A 12,644-nucleotide genomic window follows, 5' to 3' on the forward strand; every position below is an offset into this window, starting at 1 on the left:
TCTGTCTGTCTGTCTGTCAAATATATTTCTCTATACATCTCCTTGTCAACCTCCTGGTTTAATAAAATTGCACTACCGCATCAAATCCATTTGTCACTGTTCAGTGACCTGCGGTTCGGTCCCCCCCACCGGTCTTTATGCTTCTGAACTTGAAGACAGTTTTTCCTGCCTCAATCTTGCTCATATCCAGAACGTCATTGATAATTCCCAACAGATGCTGTGATGAAATATCTATTTTATCTGCATACTCTATAACTTTTGCTTTATTACCTGCTTCATGTCTGATCAAAGATGTGATACCAATGATTGCATTCATAGGTGTACGAGTATCATGCGACATTATTGTTACGTCTATGAAATAATACCGTAAAAAAGCACTGCCAGACAGACAGTGCACGTCATTTCATGCAACTGGCTGCCATTTTACAGGCCCTGTAGCTTTGCGTCCCAGACTTTCATCTGGTTTGCCGATTTCCTTATTATAGCTTTTAGACTTACGCAAAAAACTGATTTTATTATACTATAGTACTCTACTGTACACAAGAAAAACATTACCGTTTTAACGCCCAAAAACATATTGTCATTATACTGTCATTTTTTTAAAAACTTATTCCGTTTTTCAACTTCTATGATATAATGCTTTATTATAAAAACTCCAATGAATAAACTGAGGTGAACCAAGTGAAGAAAAAAACACTTGTGCCTCTTATTATTTTTTTACTGGGCATATGCCTTGTTGGTTTAATTGTATACAAAACAGACACCCATGAAAAAAATCAGAGACACATATTGGCACAATTAAACGCAACCACCTATGGTGAACGCATAAAGAATGAAATTGCAGATGGAATTGGAATTACAGATACTTTGGAACAGATCTTAATCAGTGAAAATGGCGAAATCCATCAGTTTGAGACGATTGCCGGGAATCTTATGTCTGATTCTATTGAAAGCGTGCAGCTCGCTCCTAATGGTGTTGTAACAGATATTTATCCGGCTGAAGGAAATGAGGCAGGTAAGATCGATCTGCTCCATGATAAAGACCGTAAAGAGATTTCCTGTTATGCAAGAGATAACCATGCAACCATTACGCAGGGGCCCTTCGAATTAAAACAGGGCGGTTATGGAATTGCAGTCCGCAATCCAGTCTACCTGAAAGATAAAAGCGGACAAGAGTATTTCTGGGGATTTACCATTGTTATCCTGCGTGTTCCGGATATTTTTTCAGATACAGTCAGTGCACTTTCAAATTTTGGATATGAATACAAAATTTTAAAAACAGACACTCCCTGGAGCGATACTTATAAAGTGGTTTATCAGTCAGATGGTCAAATAGATCATCCGATTTCTTACGCTTTTACAGTAGGGGATGGAACCTGGAAGCTTGAGGTAACTCCTAAAACCGGATGGAGAAATAACACACTACTGATAATTATCAGTGGTATGTTTCTTACTATAAGCCTTCTTCTGTCAGTACTTACCAGGGTATGGCTGGTAGCAAAAGAACACAAGAACAAATATAAAATACTGGCGCGCACAGATTCTCTTACAAATATTTATAATCGCTATGGATTTGATGAATTAGCAGAAAAAATAATTTCTAAAAATCCACAAACACATTTTGTGGCTGCGCTCCTTGATATTGATGACTTTAAGTTTATCAATGATATCTATGGCCATAGTTATGGAGACAAAGCATTAAAGAGTCTGGCAGACAGTATGAAAGCTTTTTTCCCATCCGATGCATTGCTTGGAAGAAATGGTGGTGACGAATTCTGCATTCTTTTACCAAATTGTACCTTTAAGGAAGCAGATAAACAGCTGCAGCAATTCACTAAGCTTCCAAAAACGTTTTCATATCACGGTAAAGAACTCGCATTTTATATATCTCTCGGATATGCAGAATATCCAACATTTGCAGCCAGCCCTTCACAGCTTATGCGCTGTGCAGATGCAGCTCTTTATGAAATAAAACTGCATGGAAAAAACGGATGTATGGCTTACAGAAAAGGTCTCCAGTCAGGAGTCCGCAAACAGCTTGGATTTGCACTGAAGGATATCTCTGAACACCTTCCAGGTGCATTTATCATATATAGAGCAGACAAAGAAGATGATGAGCTCTTTTATGCAAACCACGAATTTCTTCATATGACTGGTTATAAGAGCATGGATGAACTATTCAGGCTTACTCAAAAAAGGTTCCGCAATCTGATCCGACAAGATGAACAACAACAGATTGAAACAAGCATCTGGGAACAGATTGGCACAGGCAATGAAAATGACTATATTCACTTTCATCTTCGAAAAGCTGACGGAACTTATCTTTCCGTGCTTGATCATGGAAGAATCGTAGAAAGCCAACAATACGGAAAAGTATTTTATGTATTGTTCATGGATTGGGAAGATATGCATCTTCGTTACAGTGATAAATTTTCCGAATAAATAAAAAAAACTGCTAAAAAGTTGTGAACCGAACTTCTTAGCAGTTTTTTTACTAATCTACCAGATTGTTTTGTAACGTACTGATCAATTCCTCTATAACAATTGGCTTGGATAAGAAGCCATTCATACCACATTCCAGTGCTTTCTTTTTGTCTTCGTCAAAAGCATTGGCAGTCATGGCAAGGATGGTAATTCCCGCCAGCGCCGGATCCCTAAGGGCACGGATCTGCTTCGTGGCCTCATATCCGTTCATTACCGGCATCTGCACATCCATCAGCACCAGATCATAATTACATGGCTTCGAATTCTTAACTTTCTCCACTGCCTCTGCCCCATTTTCTGCAGTATCAACCATGAAGCCATATTCGTTAAGGATCTCCACCGCAATTTCACGGTTCAGTTCATTGTCTTCCACAAGCAGTATGCACCTGCCTCTGAAATCTGAGCTTGTCTCAGGAAGAACGGGATTCTCCTGCTCAGCCTGATTCTGGCCGATAGCAGCCATCAGGGTATCTCTGATATCTGACATAAAAAGAGGCTTCGCACAGAATGCAGTCACCCCTGCAGCCCTGGCTTCCACTTCGATGTCTGACCAGTCATAAGCAGTCAGGATAATGATCGGCGTATCATCACCAAGACTGCGGATCTGTCTGGTGACCTCAATGCCATTCATATCCGGCAGACGCCAGTCAATAATATAAGCATGGAATGCATCCCCAAGCTCCATAGACTGCCTTGCACGCAGAACAGCCTCCTTACCGGAAAGTGTCCATTCCGAACGCATTCCAACCTTCACAAGCATCTTTGTCACACTGTCACAGGTATTAAAATCGTCATCTACAACCAGAGCCTTAAGGCCCTCCAGCTCTGCAATCTTCTCTATACGGTGATTCTCAGGCTGAGTCCGAAATGGCAGACGGACAATAAATTCTGTGCCTTTCCCCTGCTCTGTCCGGACCTCAATGGTACCACCCATCATATCCACAATATTCTTGGTGATGGCCATGCCAAGTCCTGTGCCCTGGGTTCTGCTCACAGTGGAAGTCCGCTCCCGCTCAAAAGGAGAAAAGATCTTCTGTACAAATTCCTGACTCATGCCGATTCCATTATCCTTTACCCGGATCTCGTATAGTTCACTGCCTTTTACTGTCCCTGGATACTGTTTCAGCCGGACAGATACAGTTCCGCCTGCAGGAGTAAACTTGATTGCATTGGACAGCAGATTCAGCAGCACCTGATTCAAACGTGTCTTGTCGCAATAGACATCCTCATTGGTAACATCCATTGCATCCATATAAAGCTCCAGCTGTTTCGCATGGATCTGCCCGCTAATGATGGTCTTCAGATCATGAAGCACATCCGACAGACTGACCTCCGTTTCTTCCAGATGGATCTTTCCACTCTCAATCCGGCTCATATCCAGGATATCATTGATCAGTGAAAGCAGATGTTTACTGGAGGAAAGGATTTTGCTCAGATAATCTCTGACTTTTTTCTGATTATCAATATTACTTACAGCCAGTGTGGTAAAGCCGATGATCGCATTCATTGGTGTCCGGATATCGTGAGACATATTGGAAAGGAAAGTACTCTTAGCCCTGTTTGCTGTCTCCGCCGCACGGACTGCCTCAGAAAGTGCCTGATTCATTTTCCAGTCAGCAGTACGGTCTGACATAACCAGGATGTATTTCTTTTTCCCATTTACCTCACTGCCCATTGCAATATTATGGAACCCGCGTTTTTCCCCTGTTTTCTGATGAACATATTCAAAATCCCATTCTCTTTGTTCATTCACCTGGATTTCCTCAAAATAATTTTCCTCCGGATTTTCATGTTCCTCTGGATGCAGTTTTCCCAGAACACGAATATCTTTGCGAATCTGTTCTACCGTAATACCAAGCAGTTTTTCCGCATTTGGGCTTATATAGTCTGCCTGATATGTTTTTGCATCCAGCATCAGAAAAACGTCATCCACATTCATTGACAGCTTTTGAAAAAGCTCGTCTCTGTACCGGATCTGTGTGTCCTTTCTTCTAAGGCTTATCCTGTTTTTTTGAATAATAAGGCCGATAAAAAAGGCGGCAATACAGAACAAAACCGCAGCCACAAGAAGCATTGTACTACGCTGCAGACTGTTCATACTGGCATTGACAATATCCGCCTGTACAAGTCCCAGAAATACCCAGTCCTGAATATCTGATTTTTCATAGACCAGATAATAGTTTCTTTCATCCAGATTTACCAGCATCGCATCGGTGCGTCCCGCTTTAAACTTCTCCGAAAGCTCATTGATCTCTTTTTCAGACATATTGGAATGCTCTCTCAGAACACCAAAGAAATTGTACACATTCCCCCATGACTCAGAAGAATGATCGACCACAACACGGCCATCCGGATGAACAACAAAGCTCTGGGCATTTCCATTGAAAGCAGAAATGTCCAGCACATCTACGATATCAGAGTTTTCATAGGCAATGGCAATTGCATCATATTCAAATCCCTGATAAATTCCATGGGCCCTGGGAGTAGCAAAAACAAGCAGCTGAGACTTTCCGGGAACTGCTGCATTCGCTATCACATCATTTCCCTGCCGGATCTCCTCTTCAATGTTTTCCTGTAATCCAAGGTACCCGGTTTCCCCTGTCGCCATCTTGTAATCCCCGTCAGCTGACAGAAAAAAGAAATCTAAGAATCCGGCATCTTCCTGCGCTTTCTTTATATAATTACGAATTTCGTCTTCGCTGGAGGTATTCTGCAGATTCTCACCCCACATATGAAGATAGGTCAGATTCTTATCTGTCAGTTCTCTCAGCATGTTATCAGACTGATGAAAAACTTCCGTCAGATGAGAAACACTTTCCTCATAAACAGTTTTCGATACAAATCCAAAATATCGGAAAACCATCAGAACAATTCCCAGTAAAACAGCTGTAAAGACAGCTATCTGGAATGGTTTTCCCATGACAGGTTTCTTTCTGCCTTTATTATGATTCTTAATATCCATTCTTCTCACCTCAGAGTCATGTAGTCTTCAGGCTCTGCAAGAATGGCATCACCATCTGAAACATATCCTGTCCAGGTGTCTTTCACAAAGGTATCTTCTCCATCAAACACAATATTCTCATCTGCCGGATAAGCTTCCATGTGTTTAGATATCGCAAGGCAGGTTACCGTGAAAGTATCCTCGTCCTGAACTTTTTTTCCATCTTTTGTAACTTTGCTCAATATGTAACCATCATCTGTTTCTTTGACTTCCACGGAAATGCCGCTGACCACAGGCAGAGAGCCTCGGTTAAACGGAATAAATCCGCCCTCATAGCCTTCTACAAAATTTTTGACTGTCTCTTTCAGTTCTGCTCCGCTCATCTTGCTGCTGTAAGCCGAAAGACTATTTGGCATGATCATGTCTCCCGCCATTTTTTCTGTATAGCCGGCTTTCAGCACGTTTCCCGTAAAGCTGTTTCCGGTTGCAATCAGCACATCTGTTCCATAAATGCCACGCAGAGTGTTTGCCATAACAGAATATGCTTCATTACCTCCACTGCTGTGGAAACGACTGGAATAAGCCTTCTGTGAATCCAATACTATTTTCTCAGAAGTGGATTTCTCCTCAAGGAGCTGGGCATTAAATGACTGATAAGCCTGCCCTGCATCATATTCTCCTGAAATCATCTTAGACACCACATCCTTGGACACAGAGAAAAAGTCATTTGACGCAATACGGATATACATATGGTTTTCCTCTATCACAGGTTTCACATCTTTCATATATTGTGTAAGATGGAGTTCCACATCCTGACTGTAGCTTAACAGATCCTGTCCATCACTAATGATCCGGTTCTGCGCATCCTCCGAAAGCATTGTGTCCAACACCTTCATTGCTTTCTTTCGACGTGTCTCATCCTGTGTCAGATCTCGTTTTAAAGCCACCTGGAAATATGGCGTAGTCATAATCCACTTTTCACCGTTCTCCTGAAAGAATGGAAGAAACGTTGTGTTGATGCCCTGATCCTGAAACATTTTTACACCGGCAGAGCTGCCAAAGTACATGGCAAGCTTGCCACTTTGATACATTTCAACTATGTCATCATAATTCATATCCAGATCATCCTGACTCAGACCGGTATCCTGGATAAACTGTTCCATACGTTCAAAAGCCTGCGGCCAGACGGTACTATCCAGACCTTCTCGATTTGTATTATCCGGGTCACTGTAGGTGGTGCGCCACTTGCGTCCGTCTACAGAAGACAGCTCTGAAGCAGACAATCCCTGCAGTGTTTCCATACAGGTGTAATCATAATAATAGTCTGCAGTAAACCCACGGATTCCCACTTTGTCAAATGCCTGGCAGGCAGAGACAAAGCTTTCATAGTCTGTTGGCAACGGGATATCATATTTTTCAAAAAGATCCTTGTTCACTACAAAGCCATGGGCATCTGCACACACCGGAAGCCAGTTTACGCTTCCATCCTCGTTCATAAAATTGCTAAGGTATGTATCATAGACAGCGCCTGACGCATTGGTTGTGGAAAGATCCATCAGGCTGTCTTTCAAGGAACTTGCATCATGAAGTGAAAAGCGACAGCAGGTTATAATATCCGGCAATCCACCATTTTCATTCAGAAATCTGTAGAAATCAAGATCGTTGTTGCCTACAACAAATTCAACATTGATATCCGGGAGCTGTTTCTGGATGTATGGTGCATATTTTTCATACAGGCTTGTGCTCCATAAGTACACCGTGATTGTGTCTGCATCTTCTTTCTCTGCACTTTTACTGCCACATGCTGACAGTAGTGATACGGCTGTCACCATTGCCAAAAGTACAGCCAAAACTCTGTTCCATTTTATTTTTTTCATTACAAGTTCTCCTTCATTTGCCCTGTCAATATATCCAGCAATTCCTAATTTTTCATCACCCCACCAATTTATGAATTACTTTTATCAGTAATTCCACATCAACAGGCTTAGCAACATGTTCATCCATTCCTGCTTCTTTTGCTCTTATTCTGTCCTCCGTGAAGGCATTTGCTGTCATTGCAATGATCGGTACCTCCTTTGCTTCCTCTCTGTCCAGAGACCTGATCATCTTTGTGGCTTCATAACCATTCATTACCGGCATCATAATGTCCATAAGAATGACATCAAATTCACCGGGTTCACTTTTTCTGAACAGCTCAACCGCTTCCTGCCCATTCCATGCTTTGGTCACGTCCGCGCCCTCATTCTGAAGCATAAATTCAGCGATTTCCATATTCAGCTCATTATCTTCCGCCAGAAGAATATGCAATCCCTTTATAGATTTTTCGGATACATCCTTCTGTTCTTCACGTTTATCCGCATCCGGATCTATTTTAAATGGAACCCGGATCACAAATGTCGTCCCTACGCCTTTTTCACTTTCAAAAGTAATGGTTCCACCCATTTTCTCGACCAGCTTCCTTGCAATGGCCATTCCCAGTCCGGTTCCGACAAACTTTGTGCGGCTTCCCGTATATTCCTGTGCAAATGGTTCAAAAATATGTTTCTGGAACTCCTCAGTCATTCCGATTCCTGTATCCCGGCAGATAAATTCCATTGTCGTCATTCCTGGCTGTTCGGATGGGATTTCCATGCAGCTAAGATAAATATATCCATTTTCTCTGTTATATTTCACTGCATTGGACAGGATATTCATCATCACACGTTTTACATACCCCGGACTTCCAATAAGATCACGGTGTATGATTTCTTTTTTCTCCCATACAATCCGGATATTCTGTTCTGCAGCAATCTGTTCAATTACAACAAGCACTTCCTCAGAGATTTTGCTCAGATTAAATGGACTCTCTTCCAGAACAACTTCACCCGACTCCAGCTTACTCATGTCCAGAACATCATTTACCAGTTCCAGCAACAGATTGGATGCCGCTTTAACCTTTGTTCTGTATTCCTTCTGCTTCTCCATATCATCTGCATAATGGTCTGCCATATTGATCAAACCGTAGATTCCATTAATCGGAGTCCTGATATCGTGGCTCATACGATGAAGGAATTCTGTTTTTGCCTCATTGGCGGCTTCTGCCTTTTTTGCTGCTGTCAGAAGTTCTGCTTTATATTTTTCATCTTTTTCAAATTCTTGTTTCCGGTACGCCAGATTGGTTCTGTATGTCCAGAACCAGAATATGCCGGACATCAGAAAATAAAGAAAAATAACACCTATAACACTTAATGGAAGATTACAAAACACTTCCGTATCCGGAAGATATGCGTAGATATAATAATCACGCTGTTTCAGCATGATTCCATAACATCCAATTCCTTCCTTCCTAAAATGATAGATATGCTGACTGTCTGTATGCTTTTTCATTGCCTGAACAACTTCGTTGTCGGCTGTATTCTGTCCCAACAGGCTCTCATTATTGCTGGCAACAACGATTCCGTCGTCTGCAACGATAATCGTTCCATCTTTCTGGATACTATAACCATTTAAAAGCCCCTGTATCGTCAGCGTATAGTTTCTGGCAAATTCAGGAGATGTGTAATAATAGATTGCAACGATACCCGGTGCATCTTTTCTGGCGCAGGCTGCAATGTCAATAAAGGATCCATCTTCCCTGGTAAACCGTTCCGAATAGCTTCTTTCTTCATATCCGGCAAAATCCATGATAATTTCTTTTTGCAGATACTCCGTAATCTCATTAGCCAGAGACTCATCCATGCTGTATTCACAGTCCGTCTTTCCTTCTGCATCCAGTACAATGATACCATCCACCCATAGAGTCTGCAGGTTTTCCTTCAGGAAATCCCGGCTTAGCTGACCGCCGTTTTCTATTTCCATATCGATATTCGTACTCATCTGTCTGGCACTTTCAATGGCACGGAGAAGACTTTTGGATTCCGAAGATTCATTATAATGGGTGTAGGTGGAACACTGCACTTTGACATAATTTACAATCTCTACCATTCTTTTCTCTGCTTCCGCTTTCTCCGCATGAAAGAAATAAAACAGAGAGACTGCTGCCACACAGATTCCAATCAGACCACCGATCAGCTGGATTCGTTTTTCTCTTTTCATTCTCTTAATATCCAAGATCATCCACCTCCAGATACTTCTGGGGATCATCCAGATATTTTTCAATAATTTTCAGGGATGTGCCATCCTGCCGCATTTCTTCCAGAGTCTGGCTCATCTGCTCACAGATTCCTCTGTCATCATCTTTTGCAAAAGCAACACCTATCCCGGTGATCATCAAAGGTTCTTCCAGGATTCGAAAGCTTACGTCATAATCCTTCATATACTGGACAACAGATTCCTCATGCGCAGCGACTGCATCTACATATCCTTTTCCCAGAAATGTATAGATCAGCTCCCTGTGTCCCAGGCTGATCAGATTGCCCAGCTTTGGGATTCTCTCATCCGTCCGGTTCAGAAAGATACCTTCCGGTTTGGTCGTGGACTGAACAGCCAGGTTCTTTCCCTCCAGGTCACTCAGTTTATAGATATCACTATTCTCATTTACAGCGACCACCTGCCGGCTTGCTATATATGGTCCCGCCCAGCGGTAATCGTCAAGGCGTCCTTCCATGGAAAAGCAGCCCATGATACAGTCAATCTCTCCGCTCTCCACCAGTTCTTTTTTCTTCTCCCAGTTGATCTGGACAACCTCCACCTGATATCCCATTCTTTTGAAAGCTTCCGCAGCCAGTTCTACATCGATTCCCGTCGGTACACCATCCTCATTCAGATAATTGTATGGTGGATAGCTGTCGCTGCCGAGGGTAATAACAGGCTTTTCGGTTTTTTCTTTCGTGTTATCTGTGTTTTTACACCCCGCCAGGGTGACTGCTAAAATCCCTGCAAGCAGAATGCCTGCAATCACTCTTTTTCCTTTCATTTTCTATCTATCCCTAACTATCCTTTTCGATTCTTTTATGTCCGGTTACTTTCCATTTGTCACTGTTCCGTGACCTGCGGTTCGGTACCCCCCCCGCCGGATTTTATGCTTCTAATCGTCTTTTCCAGTACCTTCATCTCAACCGGTTTTGAAACATGTGCATTCATACCGGCTGCCAGAGAATGCTGAATGTCCTCTGAGAATGCATTGGCAGTCATGGCAATGATCGGTATCGTCTTTGCCAGTTCATGGGAACTTCTGCGGATTGCCCTCGTCGCCTCATAGCCATTCATAACAGGCATCTGCACATCCATCAGGATCATGTCATAATCACCTGGAGCAGACTGCTCAAATGCCTTCAAAATCTCTTCACCATTTTCACAGATGGTACATTCCGCACCTGCTATCTTTAACAGTTCCGTCAGGATCTCTGCGTTCAACTCATTATCCTCTGCACACAGGAATTTCATTCCCTGCAGGATATTACCATCCTGCTCATCTGTTTCTTCTTGTGTCACCAGAGCAACTGTTCTATCCTCTGCAATTTTCAGATCCATGAGAACCTCAAAACAGCTTCCCTGTCCCAATTCACTCTCCACATCAATGGTACCTCCCATTGCCTCAACCAGATTCTTAGTAATCGCCATTCCAAGTCCGGTTCCCTGTATTTTATTTGTAAGGGAACTTTCCGCACGGGTAAACGCATCAAAAATTGTATCCTTGAAATCTGCCGACATTCCCATACCATTATCGCTAACTAAGAAACGGTACTTTGCATAGACAGATGACTTTGTCTCACATTCTTCTACAAAGAACTGAATTTCCCCACCTTCCTGGGTATACTTCACTGCATTGGAAAGCAGGTTGCTGAAAATCTGTATCAGGTGAACCTGATCCCCATTCACCCACTCATGTTGAATATTTTCTTTTATGATTGTAAGGGTCTGCTGCTTTTCATATATTTGAGTATGAAATATAGTGTCAAGTTCCTGTACAAGATCCAGAATAGAAAAGTCAGAATACTTGAATACTGTTTTTCCCGCCTCAATCTTGCTCATATCCAGAACGTCATTGATAATTCCCAACAGATGCTGTGATGAAATATCTATTTTATCTGCATACTCTATAACTTTTGCTTTATTACCTGCTTCATGTCTGATCAAAGATGTGATACCAATGATTGCATTCATAGGTGTGCGAATATCATGTGACATATTAGACAGGAAATCCGTTTTCGCCTTATTTGCATTTTCAGCTGTCTGTAAAGCCTCTGTTGCAACGTTCTTTGCCTTTTTCAGTTTTTGATTGACTACTTCCATTTCCTTCATTGTTTGTAAATGAAGTTCATTATTTCTTTTTTCATATTCTGCTTTTTGATCTGCAAGACTAAGTCTGGAAATACTGTAGAATAATCCGGCAAAAAGTAAAAGTATAAAACCTGCCATGAGTATTGTTGTAAACAACACCGTTTTCTGGTAATCCATCAGCACATTGTCCACAACTCCCTTGGCCACAATGCACACCAAAATGGTGTTGTTGCTTTCTATCGGGCAATACCCCAGATAATAGTGGTTCTGTTTTCCCAAAAGTGCAACTCCGGATTCTCTGTTATCAAACTTCTTTTTGAACAAATCAGCCTCTTCTTCTGTAATAGCCTGTTCCCCTTTTAAATGTTTTAACAAAGAATAATTACGCAGGTATTTATCTCCACTCTGGTTCGTATACGTAATATTTCCGTCATGATCCAGCATGAACAAATATGCTTTTCCATGATAACCTTTCAATTTTAACATGGAATCCAGTTTCGAATGATCATACACAGTTCCAATTGCCGTATAAGTTTCTCCATTGATCGTGTATTCCTGACATGGAATCGCAACCAGATAACCGTCTTTTTTCTTCTGATCATAATCAAGACGCACCAGTTTTCCAATATTGTATCCGTTCTTTAAGTCCAGCAGAAGTTTACTTGGCATATCAATCCGCATTTTTGTTCCACCTGCTGATATTGCCTGACCATTTTCCTGAAGGAATATAAGAGTACTTTCCGATTCTTTTTCCCATGCTTCAAAGAAATTTTTGTTCGTATCCGTTTCAAGAGACAGTTCCCTCTCATGAAGTAAGAATTCCTCAACCAACTGCAGCTGGCTGTAGTATCCACTCACCTGAAGATCATAGGTCTGCTGTATCTGTTCAACAACAGCTCCCATACTGCTTTTTCCATTTTCGCTGATATACTTATTAGACTTACTTATAAGATACTTGATACAAACTAAGCTTAAAAGAATCATAAGTAGTATAAGCAACAGCCTTGTTATTTTTTTT

At 41.8% G+C, this 12,644-nt stretch carries 6 protein-coding genes, 1 pseudogene and 1 riboswitch; of the genes and pseudogenes, 1 reads left to right on the top strand and 6 read right to left on the bottom strand.

Annotation, left to right across the window (positions count from 1 at the left end; all coding sequences use genetic code 11):
* Positions 1-145 precede the first annotated feature (145 nt).
* A pseudogene (locus PGS38_RS15180) lies at positions 146-340 on the bottom strand (sensor histidine kinase); the annotation flags it as partial.
* A 63-nt stretch (positions 341-403) separates the two neighbouring features.
* Positions 404-479, bottom strand: a riboswitch (cyclic di-GMP riboswitch).
* 202 nt (positions 480-681) lie between these two features.
* On the opposite strand from PGS38_RS15180, the gene PGS38_RS15185 reads away from it, so the two are divergent.
* Positions 682-2,442, top strand: coding sequence for a diguanylate cyclase domain-containing protein (locus tag PGS38_RS15185; protein WP_118594524.1), 1,761 nt, complete (start codon positions 682-684; stop codon positions 2,440-2,442).
* A 52-nt stretch (positions 2,443-2,494) separates the two neighbouring features.
* Here the strand turns inward: PGS38_RS15185 and PGS38_RS15190 are convergent, their stop codons facing one another.
* From PGS38_RS15190 to PGS38_RS15210, 5 genes are read right to left on the bottom strand one after another with little or no spacing between them, the layout of a single operon-like run.
* Entirely contained in the window at positions 2,495-5,446 is a 2,952-nt protein-coding gene (locus PGS38_RS15190; protein ID WP_118594525.1) for a hybrid sensor histidine kinase/response regulator, read from the bottom strand.
* A gap of 5 nt (positions 5,447-5,451) precedes the next feature.
* Positions 5,452-7,302 (bottom strand): ABC transporter substrate-binding protein, encoded by a 1,851-nt coding sequence (locus tag PGS38_RS15195; RefSeq protein WP_118594526.1) that lies wholly within the window; start codon positions 7,300-7,302, stop codon positions 5,452-5,454.
* Positions 7,303-7,357: 55 nt separating this feature from the next.
* A complete protein-coding gene (locus PGS38_RS15200; RefSeq protein WP_118641133.1) occupies positions 7,358-9,520 on the bottom strand; it encodes an ATP-binding protein in 2,163 nt (720 codons plus the stop codon).
* Positions 9,504-10,319: a substrate-binding periplasmic protein gene (locus tag PGS38_RS15205; protein WP_118641135.1), complete on the bottom strand. Its 816-nt coding sequence runs from the start codon at positions 10,317-10,319 to the stop codon at positions 9,504-9,506. The genes PGS38_RS15200 and PGS38_RS15205 overlap by 17 nt, the downstream gene beginning before the upstream one ends.
* 59 nt (positions 10,320-10,378) lie before the next feature.
* A complete protein-coding gene (locus PGS38_RS15210) occupies positions 10,379-12,529 on the bottom strand; it encodes an ATP-binding protein (protein ID WP_270476403.1) in 2,151 nt (716 codons plus the stop codon).
* Between the last annotated feature and the right edge of the window lie 115 nt (positions 12,530-12,644).

This window comes from Fusicatenibacter saccharivorans (genome assembly GCF_027667425.1).
In the GTDB taxonomy this organism is placed as follows: Bacteria; Bacillota; Clostridia; order Lachnospirales; family Lachnospiraceae; genus Fusicatenibacter; species Fusicatenibacter saccharivorans.